Here is a 26,168-nt window from a genome sequence, read left to right as displayed (position 1 = left end):
GTATTTCACTTAGAAAAAAAATTGTATAAAGATAAAAGTAGTGTGGCTATAAGAACGGATATCTTTGATGTTCCTAGTTTTGTTGCTGTTTCACTAATAGATTCAGTATTGTTGACTGCATGACGATATATTCCTATGGCTAGGAGTCGTTCTCGCCATGAATTTGGGAAAGTTTCTAGTTGTCCCTTTGCCCAAAGCAACCTTCCTTGAGGATTTTTTTTGTCCTTGGCGTTGTCTCTGGTGAGTCCGCCTTCAAGGTAATTACAGATATAGATGATTTCGTTAAACCATCTTAAATAGTAGTCATCGCGAGCTATAGTGTTCCAAACGATTTCTTCAGAAATGAAATTTTCACCAGAAATTTCTGGGAATGGGTGCTGCTTTAGGACATCTGTAAAATAAATTTCGGCTTTGTCGCCTAATAGATTGTATTTGCGACGCTCGCTATTTTTGGCGTCTATATAAAGAGTTGAATTGTGTTGACCTACGACTTTATTATTGGAATAGCCTCTCAGTCCTGCAATGCCTGCCCACTTGTGCGATTTGTCTAGTGTCGTTGTCCATTGATTGATTTTTTCAATGGCTTTTTCTGTTAGATAGTCGTCGGAGTCTACTATGAAAAATAATTCACCTGAAGCATTTTGGACTCCTTTGTTGATTGCTCTATGTTTGCCTCCATTAGGTTCTTTTTTATAGTGGATAGAGAATGGTTGTGGTATTGATAAAATCTCGGTGAAATATTTTTCGGTGTCATCTGTGCTGCCGTCGTCAATCACCAACCACTCAAAATTTTTTTCAGTTTGCGCCAACAGAGATTGATAGAGTCTTTCTATCAAATCTTTGCGATTGTAGGTGGGTGTAAAAATGGTGATGAGTGGCATTATAATTGAATTGTTTTTAAAACTTTCTTATTGAAGTCAATATATGAAAAATAATCAGTTATTTTTTGCTGCTGAATGTCGTTTTGATCTTGATTTTTGTTGATTTTGTAAAGAGCGTTTTCTTGAACTTTAGATATGACTACAGGATCTCTATATTTTGCTGCACATACAACAGGAATGTCGCTCAAAAGTTCCATATATTTCAACCAAATATCGTCTGCAATGGGCGAACACTTTTGAATCGCTTCGATGTTAAAAGTTTCTTTTGGTAATATAGCGGGAGGGTATAGAGCTCCTGCAAAGCCTTCCACAGACAAATCGTGCCTAGGAAAAAGGATTGTGGTGTCATAACAAGGAATGCTTTGACTATAGGGAAGGATTTTGTTGTTTTTTACGATGAGTTTGCACGTGCATAATCCAGAAATTGCTTTTGGAAATTTTCTATAGCTCTCAATTAATTTTTTAGTGGTTTTTCTTGGGTATAAAATGTCATCATCGATAGTAATTATTGCCGCTTTTGAATATTTTTGCATTGCATAGAAATACTTGTTGTGCGGTTTTAAATTTTTGTCGGCCCAAAGAATTTCAAGGCCACATTTTTTTAAGTCTAGAAGCTTTTGTGGAAGAGCCTTTTCTTGATTAGGAAATTCTTCTAATGATAAAGTTAGTATGATTTTATTGACGGAAACTTTTTGTGCTAGTAATGAACATATTACGTAGTATGTATCATTTATTCTTGCAGGATAAGATGTTAATGATACATATATTGGTGTAAAGGGTTCTTTTTCTTCTGGAAGCTTTTTGCCCTTTGCGAGAAATGCATAATATGGGCAAAGAATTTTAGATAAGAGTATGTTCTTCCATTCTAGACTTTTTCGATACAAATTGGCAAATATGGATATAAGAAAAAAACTTCTGCATTTTTTCCAAAAAGACGATTGCCAAAATTCTTGTTTAATCATTTTGAAATCTTTTCTAGTAGGTGGTGTTCTTTATATGCTTCTAATATTGCAAGAAATTGAGCGTCATTTTGATTATTCTCCATATTGATTTTGTATAATCCAACATTTTGGGAGAATGAAATTATGAAGACTTTTTGATTGTTGTTGTAGCATACAACAGGAATGTTTGCAAGAAGTTGCATGCATTTTAGCCAAATGTCATCGGCATAAGGTGCTAGTTGTTTGATTTTCTCGATGTTGAAGGTCTCTTGCGGCATTATTGATGGTGGATATAAAACAGAAGAACCTCCTTCTGCAAGAAAATCCATTCGTTCTTGCCCTAGAAGTTCTTTGGATATTCGATAAGGCTCATAACATAAATTAGCGTTCCATTTACAAAATGCTTTCGGTTGCTCATTTTCCACTGTGATTTGCCTTACTCCTAATGCGCAGATTGCATGAGGATGTTTTTTGTATGTAGCGATAAGCTTTGAAACAGTATTTGATGGATATAGAATGTCATCATCTGCTGTAATTATGATTGCTTTAGGATACTTCTTCATTGCGTAGAAGTATTTGTTATGTGGTTTAAGATTCTCATCACACCATAAAATTTCAAGACCTTTTTTTTGAAAATCTAAAATTTTTTGAGGGATATCTTTTTCGCCATTGGGAAATTCATCTTTTGCCAAAGTCAAGATAATTTTGTTTGCTGGAGTGTCTTGGGCAAAAAGAGAGCAAATTGCAAAATATGTTGCTTGAAGTCGTGCAGGAAAGGACGTTAATGATATGTAAAGTTCTCCAAAGGGGTAGGACTTGGATTCTAGTTTGTGGTGTTGAAATTTTTTTTCAATTTTTTTTGTGAAAAAAAAAGTTTGAATGGAAACTTTTTTTTTAATATACCACCAATAAATGGTTCGAAGGAGCTTGAATGGTTGTTTTGCCTGTGCCTTCAACCAAAAATTTGATTTCCAAAAATTTGTGCTCATTGCTTTTCTCGTTGAAATAAATCCCAAATGATTTTTCCTATTTTTATGAGTATTTTTGATAAAAAAATAGATTTTACCTCTGATTTCCATAGCTTATAAGCTTTGTCTATTTGTCCGTTATGTCTTGTTTTATAAGCTTTTTTTATTAAATCTAAATAAACATTTGCAAGTACAAGTTTTTTGTAAAATGAAATGTACCCTCTTTTTCTCATATAGCGGAAAATTCTGTAGTTTTCTACATAGTTATTACCTGATTCTACGTTTTGAATTGTAGTGTTTTTTGTGTGTTGTCTCCAATAGTTGAGTGAATTTGGAGTGAAAAAAACATTTCCTGTTTCGCAAATTTGAATCCAAAAAAAATAGTCTCCAGACCCTTTGAATTCTGTATAAGACTGGTCGACTTTACTAATTCGATCTTTTCTAAATAAAACGGAACTTGCATTGTGTATTGAATTATTCCAATACATTTGCTCTTTTATGAATTGGAGGCCGTTTAGTGTGGTTTCTTTCTTAAAAGTAGGGTAGGATTTGTAATCTTTATCGAAATACCAAATAGAATTGCAATATGCCAATGCGATGGATGAATCGGTTTTTATTTTTTTTATTAGGGTTTCTAGGAAGTTTAATTCCGCCCAATCATCGCTTTCTGCTATCCAGATGTATTCTCCTCTTGCTAAATCAAATCCTTTTGCCCATTGTTTAAAGGGGGAACCGCTGTTTGTCTCGTTGTATACGATATGACTTACTTGTGGGCGAATGCGATATTCTTCTATGATTTCTTTGCTGTTGTCTGTGCTGCAATCGTCAAGGATGATGACTTCAAAATCTTGGTAGGTCTGATTAAATATGGAATCAAGACGTTGCCTTAGATAAGCTGCGTGGTTGTAATTGGGGACTATGACTGATACAGTGGGCATTTTAATAGTTCTTAAAGATTGAATTTTTTTTGCATTGTCCTAAAGTTAGAAATAGAAATATCTTTTGCTAAAGCATAATTGATGTAGTGTAATTTGTTGATATTACTGATTTTCGTTTTAAATTCATCTAATATGGAATCTGCGTTTTTAAAGATATTTTTTAAAGATATCCCACAATTATTTATGTTGAGCTTGTTTAGCAGACCTTCCATTTTATGTTCGTAATTTAGTGCGATAAAGGGAATACCCTGATTTATGGCAAATACAATAGAATGGTATCGTGCTCCTATTAAAAAATAGGCACCTTTGATTAGCGTTTGCTGAATGTCTGAACTATAGCAGTCTGCTGTTATCATTACTCGATGGTCGTTGACTTTATTTGCTATTTCTCGGAAAAAATTGATATCGTTTTCATCTTCGTTTGTGTTGTCAAATGTTTGAGGAAGCATTAAAATAGAATAATTACTATGAATTTCTAAAGTGTTTTTGATAATATTTGCGTAAAAATCTATTAGTTGTTCTTTTGAGCCTTTATTTTTATAGGCGTAATGCCAAAGAAGTAAATTGGGAACAAAGATGATATATTTTTTTCCTTTTATCAGTAGTTTTAGTTCGTATGGTAAATCTACATTTGGTGTTTCGAGGAATGCTGTATCTGTTGTCGAATGGTATGATATTTTTAAGTTAAGATTATCCAGTATTTGCTCTGATTTTTGATCTCTAATTGACAGAAAGGAAAAATACTTTAGCATTTCTATGCTTTTCTTTTTGAAAAGGATATTGTCGCTTGTTTCTGTTGGAAAGGGACCTAAAGATCGTGCAAAATAAATGAGTGGTTTATGGCAAAATTTTGCCCACTGTAGGAAGTATAAGTGGTTCCAATCTTGAAACCCTCCCATGCATATTCCTCCAGGAGCACAAATTACGTAGTCTGCCCATTTGTACTGTTTTTTTATATCATGAGTTGTGGGATGAAATTTCCAAAGAAAATATAGTCCGTTTTTTAGTGCTCCTGGACCTATTTGCGAATGCCACCAAAAACTTGTTATGTTAATGTATTTTACTTTGGGGGATTTTATTGTGAATTGCCTCATTCCATCAGGTGAATAACAGTCTACAAAGAGAACACGTATTTCGACATTGGCAATTTCTCTTAATAGGGTTCTTATAAGAGCTTTATGTGCTGCTTCGTCGCCTCTATTATTAAGTGGTTGATTTACAATTAGTAGTTTAGTCATGGTAAACGACAACCTCAGAAATTGGTTTGCGTCTTGATTCAGCTACATTAAATGAATCTTGCAAAAGCCCCGTTGCTACAATTTCTATGGGTACTTCATTTTCTGGAATGTTGAAATCTTGCCGAAGTTTTTTTAGCTTAGAACTGTCAAAACCACAAGAAAGAGGAATTGTACCTAAACCGAGTGAATGAAGTGCGTAAATCAAACTCATTGCGTACATTCCCCCATCAATATATGCTTGGAATGGTTCGTAATATAAAAATGCTTGCAAATCTGCAGTGATTAAAAACGCAACGGAAGGTTCTGATTCAAAACCTCGTGCGCCTTCTTGCCATTTTAATAATTTGGTGCAGTTTTCTAGATCAAATTGATGGACTTTCCAGCATTGTCTATTGCAGGCTGATGGCGTTAGTTGAGCCATTTGAAGTGCTCTGTTTAGTAATTCTTGTGCTGGTTTTTCTTTTTTATAATATCGGATGCTATGTCTTGCCTTTAAAAACGTTTCAAAGAATGCACTGTGATTAGGAATATCTTTTTTGCATAATTTTTTTATTCCATAAAGATGAGAATTATGAAGGGGATACTTTAGTTTTTCAAGGTTGCATGTAATTTTTTTGCTGTCCCAACCATTTTCTCTTGCATATGTAAGATATGCTCGTAAAATATCTGTTGGATAAGTAATGAAATCAGAACTGTTGTCGCCATATTTTTTTTTGTATTGTAATAATTTATTGCTTACATCTTCTGCATTGATAAGGCCAAAGAATTTATGAGGATTTCTCATTGAGAGACCTTTTTCAATAACATGACACTGTCGCAAAAGTGTATATTCAAATTTTTTTTGATTTTGTTCTGTCTTGAGAGATGCGTTATATTTGTAGAGCCTTTTGAAAAAATCGATTAAATCGCAACCAAAGCTATACCATGGTTTGTCTGAAAAAAAATAGTCAAGAAGCTTCATGTGCGGCCTTATAGTATTTCGAAGTCGAGAATTTGGTTGCCTTGACATGCTGGCAGTTGAATTCCCTGATGATAATAATCGTCAAAAATAACTTCAAAATGCCCGATATGCTTTATCCAATCGGCTTTGCCAACATTTGTTTCGCAATGCAGGTTTATATCGTATGAACCTTGATTGAGCATTAAATGAGGAATTTTATAAATGACAACTCCTTGATTGTAATCTAACTCTTTTTTGAAAATTCGTGAGCTGATCCAGGTGATTCGTTCTTCCCGGTCGTTGTTGAAGCCAATGTCGATATAAGAGCTTGTGATTCCGTTTAAAGAATGATCGGCTTCAAAGAATACTTTGATTGTCATTTCTTCACCTGTTTTGAAGGTGTTTGTTTTTAGTCCGTTTGAATTAATGTATTCTAATTTTTTTATTCTAATAGACTTGTTTCCAATTCTATTTTTATAATTGGTAAAATCATTTTGCTCTATGTTTTGGTTTTGTGTCAGGTATTCATCAACAATTTCGTTGACATTCCCTGTGTTGCGAATCATTCCACTTTCGAGCAGTACTCCTGTCTTGCACAGATTCTTCACTGCGCCCATGTTATGGCTCACGAACAGCACTGTTCTGCCTTCGCCACGACTTACGTCCTGCATCTTACCGATGGCTTTTTTTTGAAATTCGGCGTCGCCCACGGCCAGCACTTCGTCCACCACCAATATTTCGGGTTCCAGGTGTGCTGCGATGGCGAACCCGAGGCGCACCGTCATGCCGCTGCTGTAGCGTTTCACGGGGGTGTCCAGGTAGCGTTCGCAACCGCTAAAATCCACGATTTCATCGAGCTTGCGGGTAATCTCGCTGCGGCTCATGCCCATGATGGCGCCGTTCATGTAGATGTTCTCGCGGCCGGTCATTTCGGGGTGGAATCCGGTGCCTACTTCGAGGAGGCTTGCGATGCGGCCACGTGCGCGGATGGTGCCGGTGGTGGGAGCGGTCACGCGGCTGAGGAGTTTGAGAAGTGTACTTTTGCCTGCTCCGTTCCTGCCGATGATGCCTACGACGTCGCCTTGTTCCACTTTGAAATTGATGTCCTTGAGAGCCCAGACGTATTCGCTTTCGCCTTTGTGTGCGCGGTCGTTGACTTCGCCTACTTTGAGATAGGGGTCTTCGCGGCGCAACACTTTTGTCTGCCAGAATCTGTTCAAATCGTGGCTGAGCGTCCCGGTGCTCACTAGCCCCAGTCGGTACTGTTTGCTGATATTCTCAAATTCAATCGCGGTCATGGTATGCTAAGGAACCCAATTAGGACAGTGTTCAGCTTTAAAAATGCATTTCCCAGATTCAAAACGGGCTACACGTTGTTTTCCGGTTCCGTTGCATCCGGCGAATAAAATATATCGTTTCATCTAGAACAGGTTCTCTTCGATAACTTTTTTCTGCTTTTGCTTCAGGATGAAATCTGTTCCCATGCGGAAAAAATCGGCTTCTTCTTGGTTTTTAGCCGATGAGATAATGTCAAAGGATTCGTCAAAATTGATTTTTTGACATTGAGTATAGAGTTGATGTAGTGCTTCTTTGTTTGACATAGAGACCTCTTTCAATAATATAGATTAAAAGAAATCTAATGGCGAATTTTTGTGGGTGATATGGTCTAATTTGACCTTTTTACACCGTATCCATAAACGTTCTTTGGATTTTGTTAAACACGATAATTCCGAGCGCGAGGATGAATGCGGCGAAGCCTGCTGTGTAACCGAGGGCTACCCAGCTGAATTCTCCGACGCCGAGCATGCCGAACTTAAATGTTTCCATGATGCTGGTGAGCGGGTTTGCCTGCATGAGCATTTTGAGGCGAGGGTCTTCGATGGTGCTGAGCGGGTAAATCACCGGGGTTGCATACATCCAAAGCTGTACGATAAACGTGAGCAAAAATGTGAGGTCGCGGTATTTGGTGGTAAGGCTGCTGAACAGTACGCCGAAACCGAGCGCAAGGGCTGCAATAAGGAGGATGAGTACGGGCGTAAGCAACAGATAAATGTTCGGGTGTACGGGTGCGCTAGTGAAGATAAGGTAATAAGCGTAAACGATAAGGAACAATCCCATCTGAATACTGAGTCGGACGAGGTTGCTTGTGACTGTTGCGAGTGGCACGACGAGGCGCGGAAAATACACCTTGCCGAACATGTTCGCGTTCTCGATAAACGTTTTGCTGGTCTGGTTCAGGCATTCCGAAAAATAGGTCCACAGGCAGATACCCGCGAGGTAGAACAGCGGCTGCGGTAATCCGTCTGTGCTGATTTTGGCGATGCCGCCGAACACGACCATGAACATGATTGTGGTCATGATGGGCTGGATAAAGAACCACAGCGGTCCGAGAATGGTCTGCTTGTACCAGGTAACGATATCGCGCTTCACGAACATGCGGTAAAGGTCACGATACTGCCAAAGTTCCTTGAAGTCTACTTCGAGGAGGCTTGCCTTGGGCTTGATGACTGTAGTCCATTCGCTAGATTGTGTTGCTTGTTCTTGGGGCATTCTGCTATTTTGGTTTCTCGGTAGGTATGCGTGCAATATAGATTATTCTGCCATATGCTTAAGGCTAAAGATGGCGAATTCGCCATAATTAAAAATCAGCTAGGTTCTTTTTCCTGATTTAAACCCCTCGAAATCGAGGGGCTTGGTTTATTGAAAAGTGAAAAAATCCGGTTTAGGTTTGTTTTTATATATTTTATTAACGATGGACGAAAAATCGCAAATCATCTATATGCAGACTAGGCTTACGCGTCTTGCGGCGGAAAGGTGGAAAATGTCGATTCCGCAGGTTGCAACCCTTTTTGAAGAAAAGGGGGTGTATCATTATATCGCGAAGATGTGGGATTTGTTCCATGTAGAGGGTGATTTAGCTGTACTTGACGATGTAAAGCAGTATCTTGACGCGAAGGGGGCTACCTGTGGTTGATTTATTGAAAGATGGAGTCTTCCTTTACCATGGTAGTTTTTGCGAAGTTCAAACTCCTGATTTACAGAAGTGCGCTCGTTATAAGGATTTTGGTCAAGGCTTTTACCTGACAACTGACAAGAAACAGGCCGAATCCTTTGCTAAAATTTCTACGCAGAAGGCTATAGAAAATGGCGTTGTCGCAAGTCAAAGATTTGGCGTTGTCTCTGCATTTCGGTATAATGTAGGCGTCAATCTTAATATCAAAATTTATGAGACTGCTGATTCATCTTGGCTTCATTGTGTAGTCGCTCATCGGAAGAAAAATGTTTTCGCTGATGTGCTGGGAGATTGCTCTAAATATGATGTTATTGGGGGCAAAATTGCAAATGATGCAACCAATAGTACGATTGTGACTTATATGGCGAATGCGTTTGGCGAGATTGGCTCTGCCTCTGCAGATGATATTTGCATTCGGTTGTTACTTCCAGAGCGATTAAAGAATCAGTATTGCTTCAAGTCTAATGCCGCATTGAACCAACTGTCGTTTATGGGGAGTGAACGTGTATGGATGTAATGACTGATCGCATTAATGCAGCCATTGACTTGCTTACTACGATGGTTGTTGAAAGCATAGCAAAAGAGGATGGTTGTGATGCATCCGATGTTTTGCCTGGCTTTTTACGCTCGCATACGGGACAAATGCTCTATAATGAAAGTAGCAAGCTTTGGTGGGATGGCCCCGCATTTATAGAGGAACTATACCGTCAGGAACTATCTAAAACGTCCGTTCGCGCACAACATATTGCGGTGACTGGTTGATGCTGATGTAGATGCGGCCGACGTATTCGCCGATGAGCCCGAGCAATAGCATGATCATGCCGCCGATAAAGAGTATGGTGGCGAGCATGCTGGTGTAGCCGACGGGGACTTCGGGGAACATGAGTTTTTTGTAAATGACAAAGAGGCCTGCTCCGAAGCCTACGAGGGCGCAGAGAATGCCGATGAAGGTGGCGGCGCGGAGGGGCTTCACGGAGAATGCGGTAAAGCCGTTAATCCAGAGTCGAATGAGGCCTGCAAGCGTGTAGCCGGATTCGCCTTCTATGCGGTGGCGGTGTTCGACTTCTACGTTGCCGAGGCTCTTGGTGGCGCGGAAAACGAGGCCACTGATGTAGGCGAAGGGGTGGGGATAGCGCACGATTTCATCGGCGATGAATTTGCGCATGATAAAGAAACTCGTGGTGTGGAGCGTCTTGGGTTGCCCAATGATGGTTTCTGCCATTTTTTTGTTGACCCAGCTGCCAAAGCGACGGAACAGGTGTTGTGCGGAGTGCCTGTAATAGCCGTAAACGACGTCGTAGCCTTCTTCGATTTTGTCGACGAGCTTGAAGCTTTCGCTGGCGGGCGTTTGTCCGTCGTCATCGAGGCTGATGATGTAGTCACCGGTAGCTTGTCCGTAACCGGCCATGAGCGCGCTGTGTTGACCGAAATTTTTGGCGAGGCAGATTCCCTTGATGTGCGTGTCTTCGGCGGCAAGCTTCTTGATGACTTGCCATACGTTGTCGGGGCTACAGTCGTTGACGAGCACGATTTCGTATTCGGTGCTTGGGCGCGTGGCGATTGTTTCGCGGATTTCTTGGACGACAGCCGAAATTGTGTTTTCGCTACGGTAACAGGGAATTACAAAAGAGAGTTTCATCTAGAACCTTTGCTGAACGGATTCCCACTTGTTGCTTTGGGCGGACTTGGCGGCGGCTTGCATCATAGCGAGGCCTTCGAGCGATGTGCGGATGCCGCATACATACTGGCTTTTGAAGCTGCCGGTGGCAAAATACTGGCTGAGGCAATCGGCGATGTCTTTATAGTAGTTCGCGAATGCTTCGATGAATCCGGCGGGGTGGCCTGCCTTGAAGCGGTTGTAACGTTGCTGGTTGGCGATCTTGACGTCTCCGGTGCGGTCGCGGAGGCTAACGTTGCCGCGCAGGTCGCATGTCTTGAGCGTTTCGGGTTCGAGCTGGAACCATTCGGCGCTGCCTTCGCTGCCGTAAACGCGGATGCGGAGGCCGTTGCGGTTGCCGAGTGCGGTTTTGCTGAACCAGATTTGTGCGCGGACGTTGTTCGTGTATTGCACGAGTGCGCCCACGTTATCAACGATTTGCGGGAAGAGTCCGAAGGTTGTCTGGTCGGCCACGATGTGTTCCGGGCGTTCGCCGGTCAAAAAGTAAATCATGTTGTGCAGGTGGCTGCCAAGGTCAAGCGAAATCTTCGGAATCACGGTGTCCTTGAGTCGCCAAATTTGCGGCTTGGGCGGTTCGTTGTTTGCGCCTAGGCGCATAAAGCCTTCTTGCGGCATTTCAACTTGCACTTGCTGAATTTTTCCGAGCTTACCATCGGCGATGAACTGCTTGAGTTCGCGAATCATCGGGTATCCGGTGTAGTTGTACGTGGTGCAGAAAAAACCTTTTGTCTCGGCAACCGCTTTTGCAATGGCTTCGCCTTCGGCAACGCTTGTGGCGAGCGACTTTTCGCAAATGACGGGGTAACCTGCTCTGAGAGCTTCGATGACGATGTCTTTGTGGTAGTCTGTCGGTGCGAGCACTACGACGGCATCGAGTTTGCCTTTTTCGGCTTGCAATAAATCTTGATATTTTGCGTACGTGCGTTCTTCGGAAACACCCCAGGTGCGGGCGGTTTCGCGGTTTGTTTCTTCGTGTGTGCTGAATGCGCCGGCCACGAGTTCAAAATGGCCGTCCATCTGGCTTGCTGCCTTATGGACTTCGCCAATGGCTGAATTGATTCCGCCTCCGATAAACGCAATTTGGTAAGGTTCTTTTTTCATCATTTTGAATATAGTAAAGGATTAGACGAAAGACGAGAGAGGAAAGACGAGAGAATGCTCCCTGAGCTTGCCGAAGGGTATATCTTAAATTACTCGGTGATTATTTTCACGAGGTCGACCATTCTTGCTGTTTTGTCTTGCATTTCGGCGAGGGTGTTGAACTTGAAAAATACGATGCCTGCTTTGTATAAAAGCTTGTCTGAAATAGATTCGCCCGGCTTATACCACAGCAATTTTTCGACAATGTTCTTTTGAATTTTTGGAGCAAAGGTGACTTTGCGGACAATTCCTTCTCGATCCGTCATAATGCAGTGCCTGAGCCAGAATCCTTGCGTGGGAATATCGGCGATGCCTGAAATGTCCATTCCTGTTTCAGCCATCACAATGAATTTTGGGTAGTCAATTCCGGTGGCGTATTTGACGAACTTGATGTACAAATCTCCTGGCGGTCGGCGACATATCTCAATGATGACTGGCGTGCCGTCAGCACGCTCAATGTACTGGATATGCAAAATGCCATCGACGAGGTGCAATTCGCGGGCGATGCGTTCGCTGTAGTCTCGGAGCTTGGCGAGGCCCGCTGCACTTGTGGTGCTTGGCGTGTTTGCTCCCGAGACCATGTACTTGTTGAGGTAATACTGTTCGTTGTCGGAAAATGCAAATGCGACTTTGCCTTTCACGAGCATGGCGGAGAAGCCGTGGTTCGTACCTTGTACGAATTCTTCGACTACAATGTGGTCTTGTCGGGTGCGGCTGCAGGCATCTTTGTAGGCCGCGCGAGCTTCTTCGATGTTGACGGCTCGGTGGATGCCTTTGCCACCGGTCAAATCAACGGGTTTGACGATGATAGGGAAGGTGAGCCGCGCAATCGCTGTATCAAAATCTGTGGCGTTTTCCCTTGCAGAATCAGTGCCAGCGACTTTGACGGTAATCGCGCGTGGTGTCGGTATTCCTAGTCTTGTCGCAAGTGCGCGATACTTGTCCTTATGATGTAACTCAAGGCTTGTCGCATAGGAATCATGCCCTGGCAATCCCAATTTTTCGCAAACGTAGACTGTTGAAAGCAAAGCGAAATCGTTGCATCCGGAACAAACGGCTTGCACGCCTTCATTGCTGGCTAGTTCTAGCATAGCGTTTTTGTCGCTGAAGTCTGCAAAAACGGTCTTGTCGGCGTAAGGGTGTCCGAGCCCATCGCGGTTGTTACCCGTAGTAATCACGTACCAGCCGAGTTCATGTGCCGCTTGAATGAGCGGAATTTCAGCATGGCTGCCGCCTAATAGCAAGAGTTTCTTTTGAGGATTGCTTTGCTCCATTTCTTTTTACTTCCCGAAAAATTCCTTTACTTTATCACACACGAATTCCTGATCGTCTGGCTTTAATCCGTAGAACATGGGGAGTCGTAACAGACGGTCGCTTTCGTGGGTGGTGTAACGGTCTTCGCCATTGAAACGTCCGAAACGTTTACCGGCGGGGGCGTTGTGGAGCGGCACGTAGTGGAATACTGCGAGAATTCCATTTTTGACGAGATGTGCAATGAGTGCTGTTCGTGTTTTGAGATCGGCGACCTTCAGGTAGAACATGTGAGCGTTGTGGCAACATTCTGTCGGAATGTACGGAAGCTGCAAATCGCCAGCATCTGCGAGAGGTTGTAAACGTTCTCGGTAGGCGTTCCAGCTTGCCATGCGATTGTCGAATATTTTTTGAGCGTTTTCGAGTTCGGCGTAGAGGTAGGCTGCGTTGAGTTCGCTCGGCAAGTAGCTCGAGCCGAGTTCAACCCATGTGTACTTATCGACTTCGCCACGGTGGAATTGCACGCGGTTTGTGCCTTTTTCGCGGATGATTTCGGCGTGGTCGGAATACTTTTTGTCGGCGATGAGAATGGCTCCGCCTTCGCCCATGCTGTAGTTCTTTGTTTCGTGGAAACTGTAGCAACCGAAATCACCGAGTGAGCCGAGCGAACGTCCTTTGTAGGTAGCCATCATACCTTGCGCGGCATCTTCGATGACGAATAAATTGTGCTTTTTGGCGATGGAGTTGATGGTGTCCATTTCGCAGCCGACGCCTGCATAATGCACAGGGACGATTGCTTTCGTCTTTTCCGTGATGGCGTCTTCAATCAGTTTCTCGTCGATGTTCATCGTGTCCGGACGGATGTCTACGAACACGCATTTGGCGCCTCGCATGGCGAATGCGTCCGCAGTCGAGACGAACGTGAATGACGGCATGATGACTTCGTCACCGGGCTGGATGTTGCACAAAAGTGCGGACATCTCAAGAGCGTGGGTGCAACTTGTAGTGAGCAATGCGCGGGCGACACCCGTTTTTTGTTCTAGCCAGGCGTGGCATTTCTGGTTGAATTGCCCATCGCCGCAGATTCGGCCGCTTTCGACGGCCTTCCGTACATAATCAATTTCAGGCCCCACGAAGGGAGGCTGGTTAAAAGGAATTTTCATTGCTCTACACATCCCTAATTGTTTACAAAGCGTAATATATAATTTCTTTGGGAGTGTAGTTGGTTTCCCTTGTGGTATAATACTTTAATTTGGAGAATTTTTAATTTTTATTTTGAGTCGATGCCGAGTATGATTTTAGGGCTATTTAGGAGTGTCCTATAGCTTTATATAAGGGGTTATTGACCATTTTACTCAATTTTATATATTTCTCTATATGGAAAAGCAAATAACATGGACTATAGCGGCTATTAGTGAATTTGCGAAAGCAAAAGCGCTTTCGGTAAAGCAAGCTTTTAATTATCTGAGCCTTTTTAAAGGAATGGATTTTTTAGAAGCTCACTATGGGGCTGAGCATTTGCTTTCTTTTGATGATACAGTTGAAGATTTGACCGCAATCTGTCAAAGAAACGGAGGACAGATTCAATGATCTTGTATCATGGTTCTAATTGCGATATTGAAAAAATAGACTTGGCCATGTGCAAACCGTTTAAGGATTTTGGGCAGTCTTTTTATCTAACAACAATATTAGTGCAAGCTCGCGAAATGTCACAAAAGGTTGCTGATAGATTTGGGGGTAAGTCGGTTGTAAATGCCTTCGAGTTCGACGATTCCGATTTGTCATCATTGAAAATCAAGAAATTCGAGCAACCTAATCGGGAATGGGCTGAATTTGTGATGGCGAATAGAAGTCGAAATCAAAAGCATCCCGCAGATGAATTTGACTTGATTATCGGTCCTGTGGCAAACGATGATATTGCTACGTTGTTCAGGACATTTGCAATTAACGTGATTACAATAGATGAGTTAGTGAATGGGCTGAAATCTCGTAGATTGAATAATCAGTATGCTTTTAGGACTCCGAAGGCGATATCTTTTTTGCAAAAGAGGCCAAGCGTATGACGTCAAAACAAGAATTTCTCGTTGAGGGGATTGTTGGCGATATGGCCAAATGGTTGATGGAAGAGCGCGGCCTTTCATTGCAGTCGGCCTTGAGTCTCATCTACAATTCAAAAACATTTGAGTTGCTTCAAAATCCGGCGACAGGCCTTTGCACAGAAAGTTCGGCCTACAATTACGATTTGCTCGATTCCGAATTAAAGAATGGGAAGATAGTTCAAACGGAAATTTAAAATTCCCACTTTGAGTTAAAACCGAGAATTCGTTCGCATTGGACGTTCTTTACCATGTTCATCTGCGATCCAACCGTGAACTGGCGAAGATAGTTTCCAATTTAAGCCACTGAAATTCAACCTTAGTTTATCACGATAATCGGCACCCACCTAAAATAGAACGATTGAACAAAGCCAGATTGTTCTAAGGAGCCTATTGGACGGTGATCGCCTCGAATGACAAAACGACATTCAGGGTGTTTTGCGGCAAGCTTTGCAAGCGCACTCATTGAGTTTTCTTGCAATGTCAAATACGTGCAATCCACATTAGACAGCGAAAGTTCCTTGCAAAATGCAGATCTTTCGGCAACTCCAGATAATTCATAAGGAGGATGTGCATCAAGCATTGTCCAATAAATGAATTTGGGTATAGAATCCGTAAGAAGTGAATCAATGTAATTGACGATGGATGTGTCGCAAATTCCGTCGAAGCCATAGTGGCAGCTCGCAAGCCCGCGGCTAGCTAAATCCTTTTTGAACAACAGACTGTCAAATCCAAATTTCCCATAATTTTCGCCACGCTCATAAAATTTTTCATCCCCCCGACGGGGAGCTTTTTGGGGAGGGGATGAAATGGTTTACCAATCGTGTTTACAGTACATGCCTTTGCCTTGTGGTGTTGATTGATTAGAGTTTGGTGCTGGGGATGTTTTTGGAGCGAGTATCTCTACATTTGCGATGTATCCATTGTAGCATTGGGTATTTTGCCCGTCAACGGTCTTTCCGTCATTTTGGGTGGATTGAACTTCTACAAGCATACCGTTGTATCTCATTTGACAATCGTAATAATTCGATACGGCATTGGGACATTTACATATTAAGTGTCCTGAATATTGATTTCCTGTGCATGCAATTTTGTGCGTTCCCTCACTAATGAAAGTCCAATTACCTCCTCCGTAAGTGAGTTCGATATCTCCACTTTGTTGGCTTTGGAAAGACACATTGAAGTTACAAGAATAGTTGTGTCCTTCGTTGTCCGAAACCTCAAAACGATAAGTTCTAGTTCCTGTAGCGTTATTGTCGTAGAAAAATAGTTCATTGTTTTCGTTTTTCTGTACATTGTTGTAGAGTATTTTGTATTCGCAATCTGTACAATCCGAAGTATGGCCATTTATGGTTATCTGAGCGCTTGCACTCACATTGATAATGTTTTCTGGATTTTGATTGGTGATTGTTGTAGGGCAAGTTGCAGAAAGAGTCGAAGTTACTGATAGAGTTTTTGTACACGTTTGTGTTTCCCCACCATTGATTGTGATGGAGTACCTATAGGTTCCGGATCCCGCCATTCCTGGAGTATAAGAATATGCAAGGCTTGTTTCATTACTTGAACCGCTTTGACCGGCAAAAACATTACCTAATGGGTCGGTAACTCCGAAGGTATAGGTGTATTGGATTTCATCGGGGTTGCTGATGCTAACTGTGAATGATCCATTATTGTCTACTTCGCTTGATTCGCAGTTGATTGTTGGTGGGGTCTTCTGGACACCGTCTTCAACGTTGAAATCAGCAGTGCAGGACTGTGCCCACATTGATGCGTATGGTCCATTTCCGAACCAAGTTTCAACCTTGTATTGATGTTCGCCACTGGAAGGCTTTGTGTCTGATGATATGTTTTGGTTGGATCCTAATTTTGCACTGCCTTCTTTTATAACATCGTCGTCTAAGGATACTCTATAATTGGCTGTTACTCTATCCCAGCCAGGTCCGAGTCTTGGTTCACCGATTTTAAATGAGAATGTAGGTGCATCACTGCCTGTGGTAATGTTTGTTGGGATTACGCTACAGGTGGGTGTAAATGTTCCTAAATTTTCTCCTGTGACTGTGCAAGAAACTGTGGAACCATTGTTGTCCAAAGCTGTTACTGTAAAGGAGGGGGCGCTGCCCAACCAATAGTAACCGTTTTCCTTATATGTTAAGAACGTCTCTGAATTTGTGCATCCGATGATGTTTTCAAGGGGTTCTATATTGTTGTCTGACGATGTGTAAGAGCATTTTATGCTTGGACTCATCGGGTGGACTTTTACATCGACTTTCCACCCTTTATTAGGATCAAAATGCGCTTTTTCACATTCAATAGAAAGCTTGTTTGAGCATTTGTTTGCTATATGGATGTTTTTAATATAGATGTTGTTGTCGCTTGTAATAATGATTTTTGAAACATGCTGTGGATCAAATCCAAAAATATTTGATAAATTGTCAATTCCAATTTCGTGATGTCCAGCTGTACTGATTAATCTTGACGAACTTTTTATTCCGTTTGTTGACTGTAATTGAATTTCCAAATTAGCGTTAAGGTTATTGTTTTCGTCATTTGAGTCGTCTGTTTCAATATCAATATGCAAAATGGAGCCACGCATGTTTATGTATCCATCGCCATTTTCTTCTGTTGAAATTTCTTCAGGAACGTTGCTTGTTAAATATATGGGCTTATCAGGTATAGAAAGTTCACTTGAGCAATTAGTAACCTTTCCAACCCAGAATGTGCCACAGCTATAGTATTCTTTAGCAAGGTCCAGACTTGTAACTTCTCCTGGACAAACGACTTTTACGGATGCATCTTGGGCCCTTTTATCATCATCTACAAGGTATCCATGAGCTCCTTCCGCTGTAAATTTGTAATTGCTTCCCGACAATGTCGCTCCGATTTCTCCAGGTTCGCCAGTGCCGTTTACGCAGAGAGATGTTGCATTGTCACATCCGTTGTAGTGGTATTCTGTTACACAATTTTTATCAGTAAACCAACTGGATATAATGACTTTGGGGGTGACCTCTTCATTAAGGGGAACCGTTTCGCCTACATATTTGTCAGCGAAGGAACATGATATCGAGGGAAGTTCCCAGCATTGGTCATTGAACGAGGCTGATGTCCAGCCATTATCAAATATTTTAAATTCAGGATCTGCTAAACTGAAACCAACGTAGGTATGTGTAATGTCGTTGAACCCAAAGTCCTTGATACTGAGTTCGCCGGACCATGCTTTGTTATTTACGCTAGCATTAACCGTTAATAAATCTTTATTGTCGATTGTGAAAGCCACTTTGATGAAATCCGTGCTGGATATGGGTACATTCAATACGTCTTTTCCTTTTGGAATAAGTTTGCAATCACCTTGATTTTTATTGTTTATTGCTTGGCCAACCACTTTGCAAACTCGGAATGTTAAGTCTCCTGAGCTTTTTCCTGCAGTACTAGTTCCATAAACGTTTAGTATTAAGTGTTCTTTCCCGTTACTCCTAAAAATAAATCCCGTATTTAAGAATTCATTTGGATTTGAACTTGCAAGAATGGCTGTTTGTATAAGGGCGTTCATTGTACCATATTGTCCTGCATTCTTGTTTCTGAGAATTACCGATACTTTTCCGCTCTGATTGTTTCCATTCTGGTTATTGGGGGCGAAAATAGAGCCTGAGCCAAAATTAGGTCGAATGTAATTGGAATTGTTTCCTTTGCCATTGTTGTGGTATGTCATTAGCCAGTGTGATTTTGGTTGTTTGCTGTTTCTAGGATCGCATACTTGCTCTCCTTCAATAATTGTTGCGCATGTATCTATGCAGTTTTCCGCGTCAGTGTCGCAAAATGCCGTTGTTTGTGAAAAATCATCGTAATAGCAATGGGATTCAACACCGTAATCAGCAGTAATTGTATGACTGCTGTAGAATCTGAATTCTTCTTCATCATTGTAATAGGTAGATTTTGAACAATTATCTCCAGAACATCTCCAAAAAGCAAAACTTTCTTTGTCTTCACCGTAATCCTCATGAGAAATGATAATTGGAGCGCCTGCGATGATGTTATATTGGCAAGGATAGGGGGTGCTGTTTTTTGTGCAACGGTGCTCAGTAGATGTCATTTGGTCGTAAACGCGAACATACGTGTCGTCATCTTTGTTGTCTTTGAGCTTGACTGTCAGTTCCACTTTTTTGTGTTTTAGTGATGCGTAAAGATTTTGAGATTCACCACTGTGTGGTTCATCGATGCTATTGTTGTCTGTTGGTATGACGATTTCGCAGTTGGATGGAATATCGGATTCGTTTACGGATACAAGAGAAATTGCCGTATTCGTTAGGCATGACCACCGGTCATTTTTGACAATTTCACTACAGCCTGTACCACTGACCGTAATCCATTCACCCTCATAGATGCAGTCTGGATAATGGCTTTTTTCTAGAGTCGCTGCATCACAAGTGAAGTTATCACAGTAGTCGGATATGGAGGCTCTGGTTATATATAAATGGCCTCTTACGTAAACATGATGAGTGTTTTTAGAGCCTCCGATGATGCATTGCTCAGTTGGCGTAGTTAAAGATATGTGAATGTCTCCGTCTTGAGCATCTGCTTCTGTTGATACCTTTAAGACATCGATTATTTGATCTTCGGACGCATTAGGTGTAACTTCTACGGTGTAATAATGTCTACCGGAAAATCCTCCTGAGCGTTCCTTGATGTAGGTTGCTCCACTAGGTGGCGTAACAGTCCATCCAGAAGGAATGTCTCCAAAAGAAAAATCAAATTTTATTTTTCCGTTGACGGCTTTGGATTTGTCGATTTTTACGGATACGGTGACTTCTTCTCCTAATTCTAGTGATTGATCACGTTCTGTGAAATTGACTTCTGGAAGATCACCACTTGCGTCTGAAACTACAACGTAGAATGGGATATCGCCATAGTTTTGTGATTTATATTCGCATCTGTGCGTACCGATGTCCAAATAGGAAGATGTGTACATTTTCCCTGTTGGTGGAATAGAAGGATTGCATGACACGTTTGAAGCGTTCTTGACTTCGTTTGCTCCATTTAAGTTGATGACAGAATAGTAGTCTGCTAATGTTCCTGGCGCATCTTTTGGGAGATAAATGATGCGAGGAAGGATTAATATTGAAGGATCTAGTTCTGCAGCATCTGCAGGTGCATCTTCTGATGACTTGTATTGTGTTTCAAGAGTTATTCCTAGCTGTGGTGCAATGGATATAAAGTAAGGGTCTTTCCCGTTAATGGCTCCTTCTGCTGATGCTGAACTTGTCGGTTCGGCGACAGAAGATGAACTTGTGGCTACACCTCCACAATTAGTGACAGAAGCGTCGCAAATAATTCTGCTTTGGTTGAGGCTGTTGAGCAAATCATGGTTGAATTTCATTTCCTTACTTGATGTGAGTGCCGCAACTTTTGAACAACTTGCGGCTTCCGCGTAGACGGAACCGCTAAGGGTTGCGTTGTTGAAGAGAATGCCTCCACTCGGAGATATAGAATTGTCTGCCGCATTGTATGATGATGAGCCTACATTTCCCTTTGTGTAAATGAAGTAGTTGTAAGTGTCGGTTCCTTGTCCGACTATTTCTCCTGCGCCTTCTTGTAAGTACAGAAATACATAATCATTGATGCCTGCTGTGGGTGGGGGCGCCATTTGCGAGGGCTTGTTTGTTACGATGATTATGAATTTTCCTTTAAGTCCTTCTGAATAATCCTTTTTTTGTGTGGATGTAACCTTTACAACTAAATACCCATTATAGAGATCAGTTTTCTTTTTTTCTTCATCTTTGATATTTGTATCATAACAGCTATTTGCGTTTGTAACAAAGTTTTCGTCCATTTCTGTGATGTTTTTAGCACATCCTTTATTTGCATAATCTTCGAATGCATCGTATGCAGTTTTTAAAATATCATCAACTTTAAATTTAGCTCCATCGCATCCTGGTTTTTCTTTCCATATGTCGTAGCAAACTTTTCTTACAGAGTCGGCACAGGCTATTGGTCTTGATGATGGTAAATTGTGTGTGACAGTACCATTTGACTTAAACCATGGCGATACATGGCATTCTGGGCGAAATTTGTCATTGTTGTGAATACAATAGGGGGACCTTTTTTGTGGAAATCCGTCTCCATAATTGTATTCTGCCCATGTATTTGGTTCATTTGTTTTGTGATAGACTTTGCCACCTATAAAATAGGCCCCCATAGCCGAAGGCGATTCCCATGCACCTGCGGTTCTATTTTTCCAATATGTATTGTTGTATTCTTTAAATTCGACATCTGTTACTCCTGGCTCAACGTAATAAAAGTAGTACATATCTGAATTCGGTGCGATATAGCCGTATGGAGTTCTTGAATCATCATGCCAATAGTCCCATTGGTGGTATTCTCTTTCAGAACTATTTGAGTTTTTATTGTAACAGCCGTATTGTCCATAACCAATTGATATAGGATTACTGCAGTGTTGTCTGTAATTTGAGTTTTCTATAAATGTTTTATTTTCTCTCAGTTTTACGTAATCGCTATGAGGGTAAGCGTCTATAATATATACTTTAGATGAATTTTTGTTGCCTAAGATGATTTTATTATAGTACTCGTGAAAATCCCCATGATTTGGATCTCTTGCATAGAAAGAATATGGGTGTGTAATCCAGACATCTCCATCAACACGAAAGTCGCAGTTGTATTGTGGAGTCGTGCCTTGCATTCCGCCAATTTGAACTTGTGCATTTGGGCCAAGGCACAGATTTCCTTCAATTGTAAAAGCCGCACTTCCTGTACCCATGCTAGTTTTGACTTTATTATTGGATGTCATGTTTCCGCCAATTCTGATTTCTCTATTTTGGTCCTGTTCCAGAACTCCATCAAAATAGGCGTGGTTTGAAACACCTATGGCGTTTTTTGTGCCAAATTGTTTTGAAGTCCCTGCTACATAGATGTTTGCAGCGTCAATGCCGTTATCTGCAAATAAATCACCTCCGAAACAGCCTGTTCCGTAAATGTAGACGTTGTTACCGGATAGTTTTGCGTTACCTGTGATAATGATGTTCTTGTCAATTCCAAGAGGATTTCCGTACCAGTTTCCGTTAATGAGCATTGATGATAGTTTTGCCGATCCGTGGTTGGAAATAGAAGCGCCGAAGTAGGAGTAATCATAAGCGATATTTTTAATTTCGACTTCTTCTTCTGGAGGAGTGACTTGGTAAAGTCCTGAAACGTTAATTATGGCTGCTTCTGTGTATTTGGAATTGTCACGAGAAATACCTTCGGATAGTATCTTTAATTTGTGGTGTCCGTTGATTTCTGTTACGCCTGTAAGCCATACGTTAAAATTTTGCTTTCTGTTTATGTGGGCTGCGACGCGACTGTTTAGCAATATCGGCTGTTTCCCATTCAAAAGGTATTGCTTTATTAGGGCGCCGACATCATTTGCGTTATTGGTCATCCAAGCTCTGATACTCTGAATGCCTGCATTGGCGCTCAGCCTTGCTTCTTGTATTTCCATTCTAGAGGAGGACGACTTGTTTTCGGATGTCAGCCATTTGAATGTAGCTGTTGCGGCAATTGTCGCAACAAGCATGAACAGAAGAACTGTTATAAGAGAAACACCTTTTTTGTTAAACATTGCTACACTCCTAATCTCTGGGTCCATTGCTGGGTATAGACACAATAGCTGTCTCTGTACCTGTTTCGCCATTTTTGTTTATGGCGATTTCTATTTTTAGGGCTTTTACATTTTTTTTGTCTGCGATGGCAAGAATCTCATCTGTAAATGTGTAATTTGAACTTGCTATTTTTCTGAGCTTTATATTGGCTAAGTTTATATTTCCTGCAGATGCAACAGGTGAAAAACTCGCAAATGTAAATGCCAAGCATACGCCATCGATGGTTTCGTTGGTTGTGAAGCGCATTTTACGAAGTCCTGTATCTTTGCTGTCGCCAACTGTTGGTGGGTAAAATTGAAAGTCGCTAAGGCTACTAGGCTTGTTTCCGTTTTCTGCATATCTAAAACCGACGGCCATGTGATCTCGTCCTGGGCAAAACATTCGACTAGGGTCATTTTCTGTAAGAGGCATTGAAAACGAAATTTCGTACTCAATATAAGGCTCTAGAGTTATTTGAGTACACTGAAAATTCCAGGAGGTAATATCGTCACCTTGATTAGCCAAGAAAACTTGGTTTGCTTTAATTTGGTCTTTATTTGTAATGGGGATGTTTGCATCAAAATCGTAGTTCATGGAAAAACCTGATAGTCTGATAGTTTCCCCTCCATTTGGAGGGTCGATATTGATGGGCTCAAAATTGCCATCTCCAAAACGCGAAATGAGTTTGAATGCTTTTACGGGTTCAGAACTTGACGGAAGAACACTAGTCATTGTGACTGTTGTACTTGGTTTGGCGGGTGTAATTTTAAATTTGTCAATACCCTCGGCGATTATTACTATTGCGGAATCTGTTGATGGGCAATTTTCATCTTCGGTGTTTGAAACTATTGTTCGACAAGCTCTTTTTAAAACATTGTCTTCCACAAACCAGGTTACTTGTTCTACGGCGTCATACGCACCTGAGCTTGTGTAGCGCAAACGACGCATTGTAATTTTGTCTAATCCCGTACCGCCATCGTTTTGCGTGATTATAAATGAAGATGAGTCCTTATCAGAGTCTGTGATATTGTCGGGATCCATATATACGTCATGCATATGAGCTGTGCTGAAAACATTCATTGAGGTAATAGTCGGATCATCAGTTTCTGTGGAACTTTTTGCGCCGAGTTGTGCTATATCGTCTTTTAATATCGAGGATACATTCCCAACAATTTGGTTTGCCTGCAGCATGCTCTGCGTCCTAATTCGCATTTTGGTGCTATCGCTGAACGCCTGGCCCGCGATGAGAACAATACCTCCAAGAAGGGCGATGTAGACCATCAGCTCCATGAGGGTAAAACCAGTTTTAAATTTAAAATTCATTTTAATTCCTCTACACCACATCGTTTTTACCATTAAAAATAAGTTTTTTGGAAATAAAATGAAAAAATATTTTTTCAGCGTGGCTAGTATCACCAAAAAAAGAACCCGAAAGGGTTCCTTTTTTGTAATTTTGCCCAAAGCAGCAAAGCTGCGACCTCATACCTCAAAGGCACGAAGTGCCAACCTCACTCCTCTTACTTACTTGATGATGAGTATGGAATCGTCCCAAGCTTCTCGTGAGACTCCGCACCTATGGTGCGGGAGGAGGGCTTTATGCCCTCCGTTCGTCGAACGAAATCGTTGTTATTAGAGATGCGCCAGCCTATGGCTGCCGCAGCTCTTAACAAGGATTTGGAAGCGTGGCAAAAATGGAACCCTCGCGGGTTCCATTTTTAATCTCGTTATATGTTAATCGTTTATTTAACGATTAACATAGATTCGTCCCAAGCTTCGTGCTTCTCGAGGCCGAGGAGGTTCGCCGTCGTTGCAGCGATGTTCGAAAGACCCCAGTCACCTTCCTTGAGGGAAAGCTTGCCGCCCGTTACGTTGTCGTAAAGGATGCAAGGAACCTTGTTGAGCGTGTGGCTCGTCTTGGCCTTGAAGGAACCATCCTTGTTGACCTTCGGCATGCCGGTCTTCTTGTCGATTTCGTACATTTCGTCGGCGTTACCGTGGTCAGCCGTGATGATTGCGACACCACCGAGGGCGTCAATCACCGGGAGGAGTCGAGCAAGGCCGATGTCCACAGCTTCGATAGCCATCGTAGCGGCGCGGAAGCTACCGGTATGGCCCACCATGTCGCCGTTCGGGAAGTTGCAGCGGAGAGTCTGGTACTTGCCGCTCTTCAAGGCTTCGATCATGGCGTCGGTGATTTCGGCGGCCTTCATCCACGGGCGCTGTTCGAACGGAACAACGTCAGATTCAATTTCGAGGTAGGTTTCGCCGTCGAACTTGCTGGAACGGTTACCATTCCAGAAGTAGGTCACGTGGCCGTACTTCTGCGTTTCGGAGCAGGCGAACTGCTTCACGCCCGTTTCGGAAAGCCATTCGCCGCTGGTTTCCTTGATGGCCGGAGGCGGCACGAGGAAACGGTTCGGGAGCTTGAGGTCGCCGTCGTACTGGAGCATGCCAGCGTAGCACACATGCGGGAAGCGCTTGCGGTCAAATTCGTTGAAGGATTCTTCTTCGAAGGCGCGGGTGATTTCGATGGCGCGGTCGCCACGGAAGTTGAAAAACACCACGGAGTCGCCATCGTTGATGGTACCCACCGGAGCGCCGTCCTTAGCAATCACGAACGGCGGGAGATCCTGGTCAATGGCCTTGGTTTCGCCACGGAGAGTTTCGATAGCCTGCGTAGCGTTGTCGAAGTAGCGGCCTTCGCCCAGCACGTGGGTCTTCCAGCCGAGCTCCACCATCTTCCAGTTAGCGTTGTAACGGTCCATGGTAATCTGCATACGGCCACCGCCGCTAGCAATGCAGACGTCGAATTCCGGGCTGCGGAGTTCGTCGAGGAACTTTTCGAACGGGCCAACGTAATCGAGGGCGGAAGTTTCCGGAACGTCACGACCGTCGAGCAAGATGTGCACGCGGACCTTCTTGACGCCTTCCTTCTTGGCCTGGGCGACCATGGCCTTCAGGTGTGCAATGTTGGAGTGAACGTTACCGTCGCTGAAGAGGCCGATGAAGTGGAGAACCGAGTTCTTTTCGCGAACGTTGCCGGAGATTTCCTTCCAAGCGTCGCGATCAAAGATGTCGCCGCTGTTGATCGCGTCTGCAACGAGGGCTGCACCCTGGTTGTAAACCTGGCCAGCACCGATAGCGTTGTGGCCGACTTCGGAGTTACCCATATCTTCGTTGGTCGGCATACCGACGGCGCGACCGTGAGCCTTCAAAAGCACGTTCGGGTACATCTTGAAGAGGTTGTCGAGAGTCGGGGTGCGGGCAGCCTTGATGGCGTTGCCTTCGACCCTATCGGTGATGCCAAAACCGTCCATCACGATGGTGACGACGGGTCCCTTGATACCGGGGAAGTTGGAAAGTTTCTTGAGCATAGTTTACTCCGTATTGTGCCGGCGGATTCCCGCACGGACGGGTTAAATTACGGTGTAAATTTAGAAAAAAAAGAACCTCCAC

Annotated in this window: 23 protein-coding genes; 6 read left to right on the top strand and 17 right to left on the bottom strand. The window is 42.5% G+C overall.

All coding sequences use genetic code 11. The features are described 5' to 3' along the window. Window positions 1-5 precede the first annotated feature (5 nt). The 9 genes from B3A20_RS13690 to B3A20_RS13650 all read right to left on the bottom strand — a co-directional run bounded on the left by B3A20_RS13690 (window position 6) and on the right by B3A20_RS13650 (window position 8,456). On the bottom strand, window positions 6-881 hold the full coding sequence (locus B3A20_RS13690) for a glycosyltransferase family A protein (RefSeq protein WP_290765909.1): 876 nt from the start codon (window positions 879-881) through the stop codon (window positions 6-8). Further along, window positions 881-1,843: a hypothetical protein gene (locus B3A20_RS13685; protein WP_290765907.1), complete on the bottom strand. Its 963-nt coding sequence runs from the start codon at window positions 1,841-1,843 to the stop codon at window positions 881-883. The genes B3A20_RS13690 and B3A20_RS13685 overlap by 1 nt, the downstream gene beginning before the upstream one ends. After that, complete coding sequence (locus tag B3A20_RS13680; RefSeq protein ID WP_290765905.1) at window positions 1,840-2,811, bottom strand: glycosyltransferase; 972 nt, start codon at window positions 2,809-2,811, stop codon at window positions 1,840-1,842. The genes B3A20_RS13685 and B3A20_RS13680 overlap by 4 nt, the downstream gene beginning before the upstream one ends. After that, window positions 2,808-3,728 carry a glycosyltransferase family 2 protein gene (locus B3A20_RS13675; RefSeq protein ID WP_290765902.1) on the bottom strand — a complete coding sequence of 307 codons (921 nt, stop codon included), beginning with the start codon at window positions 3,726-3,728 and terminating at the stop codon, window positions 2,808-2,810. The genes B3A20_RS13680 and B3A20_RS13675 overlap by 4 nt, the downstream gene beginning before the upstream one ends. An 11-nt stretch (window positions 3,729-3,739) precedes the next feature. Then, window positions 3,740-4,966 (bottom strand): polysaccharide pyruvyl transferase family protein, encoded by a 1,227-nt coding sequence (locus B3A20_RS13670; protein ID WP_290765899.1) that lies wholly within the window; start codon window positions 4,964-4,966, stop codon window positions 3,740-3,742. Beyond that, the gene (locus tag B3A20_RS13665) at window positions 4,959-5,927 is read right to left on the bottom strand and encodes a nitroreductase family protein (RefSeq protein WP_290765897.1); all 969 of its coding nucleotides are present in this window, start codon (window positions 5,925-5,927) and stop codon (window positions 4,959-4,961) included. Before B3A20_RS13665 ends, B3A20_RS13670 begins: the two co-directional genes overlap by 8 nt. 8 nt (window positions 5,928-5,935) lie before the next feature. Beyond that, window positions 5,936-7,204 carry an ABC transporter ATP-binding protein gene (locus B3A20_RS13660; protein WP_290765895.1) on the bottom strand — a complete coding sequence of 423 codons (1,269 nt, stop codon included), beginning with the start codon at window positions 7,202-7,204 and terminating at the stop codon, window positions 5,936-5,938. 123 nt (window positions 7,205-7,327) lie between these two features. Beyond that, window positions 7,328-7,507 carry a hypothetical protein gene (locus tag B3A20_RS13655; protein ID WP_290765893.1) on the bottom strand — a complete coding sequence of 60 codons (180 nt, stop codon included), beginning with the start codon at window positions 7,505-7,507 and terminating at the stop codon, window positions 7,328-7,330. Between the two features lie 79 nt (window positions 7,508-7,586). Next, window positions 7,587-8,456 (bottom strand): ABC transporter permease, encoded by an 870-nt coding sequence (locus B3A20_RS13650; protein WP_290765892.1) that lies wholly within the window; start codon window positions 8,454-8,456, stop codon window positions 7,587-7,589. Window positions 8,457-8,613: 157 nt separating this feature from the next. Here B3A20_RS13650 and B3A20_RS13645 point away from each other — a divergent pair, with 157 nt between their 5' ends. From B3A20_RS13645 to B3A20_RS13635, 3 genes are read left to right on the top strand one after another with little or no spacing between them, the layout of a single operon-like run. Then, window positions 8,614-8,880, top strand: coding sequence for a DUF3791 domain-containing protein (locus B3A20_RS13645; RefSeq protein WP_290765890.1), 267 nt, complete (start codon window positions 8,614-8,616; stop codon window positions 8,878-8,880). After that, on the top strand, window positions 8,873-9,436 hold the full coding sequence (locus B3A20_RS13640) for a DUF3990 domain-containing protein (protein ID WP_290765889.1): 564 nt from the start codon (window positions 8,873-8,875) through the stop codon (window positions 9,434-9,436). Before B3A20_RS13645 ends, B3A20_RS13640 begins: the two co-directional genes overlap by 8 nt. Continuing rightward, window positions 9,436-9,681: a hypothetical protein gene (locus B3A20_RS13635; RefSeq protein WP_290765887.1), complete on the top strand. Its 246-nt coding sequence runs from the start codon at window positions 9,436-9,438 to the stop codon at window positions 9,679-9,681. Before B3A20_RS13640 ends, B3A20_RS13635 begins: the two co-directional genes overlap by 1 nt. Here the strand turns inward: B3A20_RS13635 and B3A20_RS13630 are convergent. The 4 genes from B3A20_RS13630 to rffA all read right to left on the bottom strand — a co-directional run bounded on the left by B3A20_RS13630 (window position 9,638) and on the right by rffA (window position 14,163). After that, window positions 9,638-10,558 carry a glycosyltransferase family 2 protein gene (locus B3A20_RS13630; RefSeq protein WP_290765885.1) on the bottom strand — a complete coding sequence of 307 codons (921 nt, stop codon included), beginning with the start codon at window positions 10,556-10,558 and terminating at the stop codon, window positions 9,638-9,640. The genes B3A20_RS13635 and B3A20_RS13630 overlap by 44 nt on opposite strands. Then, window positions 10,559-11,701, bottom strand: coding sequence for a Gfo/Idh/MocA family protein (locus B3A20_RS13625; RefSeq protein ID WP_290765883.1), 1,143 nt, complete (start codon window positions 11,699-11,701; stop codon window positions 10,559-10,561). It abuts the gene before it with no gap. A gap of 86 nt (window positions 11,702-11,787) precedes the next feature. Next, a complete protein-coding gene (locus tag B3A20_RS13620; RefSeq protein WP_290765881.1) occupies window positions 11,788-13,011 on the bottom strand; it encodes an ATP-grasp domain-containing protein in 1,224 nt (407 codons plus the stop codon). A gap of 6 nt (window positions 13,012-13,017) precedes the next feature. Continuing rightward, window positions 13,018-14,163, bottom strand: a complete 1,146-nt coding sequence (gene rffA / locus B3A20_RS13615; protein WP_349680083.1) for a dTDP-4-amino-4,6-dideoxygalactose transaminase — start codon at window positions 14,161-14,163, stop codon at window positions 13,018-13,020. Between the two features lie 202 nt (window positions 14,164-14,365). Here rffA and B3A20_RS13610 point away from each other — a divergent pair, with 202 nt between their 5' ends. Genes B3A20_RS13610 through B3A20_RS13600 form a run of 3 tightly spaced genes read left to right on the top strand, consistent with a single transcriptional unit; the run spans window position 14,366 to window position 15,281 of the window. Further along, window positions 14,366-14,578: a DUF3791 domain-containing protein gene (locus B3A20_RS13610; RefSeq protein WP_290765875.1), complete on the top strand. Its 213-nt coding sequence runs from the start codon at window positions 14,366-14,368 to the stop codon at window positions 14,576-14,578. After that, window positions 14,575-15,051, top strand: coding sequence for a DUF3990 domain-containing protein (locus tag B3A20_RS13605; protein WP_290765872.1), 477 nt, complete (start codon window positions 14,575-14,577; stop codon window positions 15,049-15,051). Before B3A20_RS13610 ends, B3A20_RS13605 begins: the two co-directional genes overlap by 4 nt. Further along, window positions 15,048-15,281 carry a hypothetical protein gene (locus B3A20_RS13600; RefSeq protein WP_290765870.1) on the top strand — a complete coding sequence of 78 codons (234 nt, stop codon included), beginning with the start codon at window positions 15,048-15,050 and terminating at the stop codon, window positions 15,279-15,281. The genes B3A20_RS13605 and B3A20_RS13600 overlap by 4 nt, the downstream gene beginning before the upstream one ends. 122 nt (window positions 15,282-15,403) lie before the next feature. On the opposite strand, the gene B3A20_RS13595 is transcribed toward B3A20_RS13600, so the two are convergent. From B3A20_RS13595 to gpmI, 4 genes are all read right to left on the bottom strand, one after another. Beyond that, window positions 15,404-15,667 (bottom strand): hypothetical protein, encoded by a 264-nt coding sequence (locus tag B3A20_RS13595; RefSeq protein WP_290765867.1) that lies wholly within the window; start codon window positions 15,665-15,667, stop codon window positions 15,404-15,406. Between the two features lie 231 nt (window positions 15,668-15,898). Continuing rightward, entirely contained in the window at window positions 15,899-22,693 is a 6,795-nt protein-coding gene (locus B3A20_RS13590; protein ID WP_290765864.1) for a hypothetical protein, read from the bottom strand. Between the two features lie 10 nt (window positions 22,694-22,703). Next, window positions 22,704-24,173 (bottom strand): hypothetical protein, encoded by a 1,470-nt coding sequence (locus B3A20_RS13585; RefSeq protein WP_290765861.1) that lies wholly within the window; start codon window positions 24,171-24,173, stop codon window positions 22,704-22,706. Window positions 24,174-24,451: 278 nt separating this feature from the next. Continuing rightward, window positions 24,452-26,086 carry a 2,3-bisphosphoglycerate-independent phosphoglycerate mutase gene (gene gpmI, locus B3A20_RS13580; protein ID WP_290765859.1) on the bottom strand — a complete coding sequence of 545 codons (1,635 nt, stop codon included), beginning with the start codon at window positions 26,084-26,086 and terminating at the stop codon, window positions 24,452-24,454. Between the last annotated feature and the right edge of the window lie 82 nt (window positions 26,087-26,168).

The organism is Fibrobacter sp. UBA4297 (assembly GCF_002394865.1).
Taxonomy (GTDB): domain Bacteria; phylum Fibrobacterota; class Fibrobacteria; order Fibrobacterales; family Fibrobacteraceae; genus Fibrobacter.
This window is presented reverse-complemented; position numbering and strand designations above follow the sequence as displayed.

Bases quoted from the DNA above. Each gene is read 5' to 3' on its own strand.
- B3A20_RS13665 (WP_290765897.1), bottom strand. From the start codon at position 5,927: ATGAAGCTTCTTGACTATTTTTTTTCAGACAAACCATGGTATAGCTTT.
- B3A20_RS13675 (WP_290765902.1), bottom strand. From the start codon at position 3,728: ATGCCCACTGTATCAGTCATAGTCCCCAATTACAACCACGCAGCTTAT.
- B3A20_RS13690 (WP_290765909.1), bottom strand. From the start codon at position 881: ATGCCACTCATCACCATTTTTACACCCACCTACAATCGCAAAGATTTG.
- B3A20_RS13595 (WP_290765867.1), bottom strand. From the start codon at position 15,667: ATGCTTGATGCACATCCTCCTTATGAATTATCTGGAGTTGCCGAAAGA.
- B3A20_RS13620 (WP_290765881.1), bottom strand. From the start codon at position 13,011: ATGGAGCAAAGCAATCCTCAAAAGAAACTCTTGCTATTAGGCGGCAGC.
- B3A20_RS13650 (WP_290765892.1), bottom strand. From the start codon at position 8,456: ATGCCCCAAGAACAAGCAACACAATCTAGCGAATGGACTACAGTCATC.
- B3A20_RS13600 (WP_290765870.1), top strand. From the start codon at position 15,048: ATGACGTCAAAACAAGAATTTCTCGTTGAGGGGATTGTTGGCGATATG.
- B3A20_RS13630 (WP_290765885.1), bottom strand. From the start codon at position 10,558: ATGAAACTCTCTTTTGTAATTCCCTGTTACCGTAGCGAAAACACAATT.
- rffA (WP_349680083.1), bottom strand. From the start codon at position 14,163: ATGTGTAGAGCAATGAAAATTCCTTTTAACCAGCCTCCCTTCGTGGGG.
- gpmI (WP_290765859.1), bottom strand. From the start codon at position 26,086: ATGCTCAAGAAACTTTCCAACTTCCCCGGTATCAAGGGACCCGTCGTC.
- B3A20_RS13590 (WP_290765864.1), bottom strand. From the start codon at position 22,693: ATGTTTAACAAAAAAGGTGTTTCTCTTATAACAGTTCTTCTGTTCATG.
- B3A20_RS13660 (WP_290765895.1), bottom strand. From the start codon at position 7,204: ATGACCGCGATTGAATTTGAGAATATCAGCAAACAGTACCGACTGGGG.
- B3A20_RS13685 (WP_290765907.1), bottom strand. From the start codon at position 1,843: ATGATTAAACAAGAATTTTGGCAATCGTCTTTTTGGAAAAAATGCAGA.
- B3A20_RS13655 (WP_290765893.1), bottom strand. From the start codon at position 7,507: ATGTCAAACAAAGAAGCACTACATCAACTCTATACTCAATGTCAAAAA.
- B3A20_RS13605 (WP_290765872.1), top strand. From the start codon at position 14,575: ATGATCTTGTATCATGGTTCTAATTGCGATATTGAAAAAATAGACTTG.
- B3A20_RS13610 (WP_290765875.1), top strand. From the start codon at position 14,366: ATGGAAAAGCAAATAACATGGACTATAGCGGCTATTAGTGAATTTGCG.
- B3A20_RS13625 (WP_290765883.1), bottom strand. From the start codon at position 11,701: ATGATGAAAAAAGAACCTTACCAAATTGCGTTTATCGGAGGCGGAATC.
- B3A20_RS13635 (WP_290765887.1), top strand. From the start codon at position 9,436: ATGACTGATCGCATTAATGCAGCCATTGACTTGCTTACTACGATGGTT.
- B3A20_RS13670 (WP_290765899.1), bottom strand. From the start codon at position 4,966: ATGACTAAACTACTAATTGTAAATCAACCACTTAATAATAGAGGCGAC.
- B3A20_RS13680 (WP_290765905.1), bottom strand. From the start codon at position 2,811: ATGAGCACAAATTTTTGGAAATCAAATTTTTGGTTGAAGGCACAGGCA.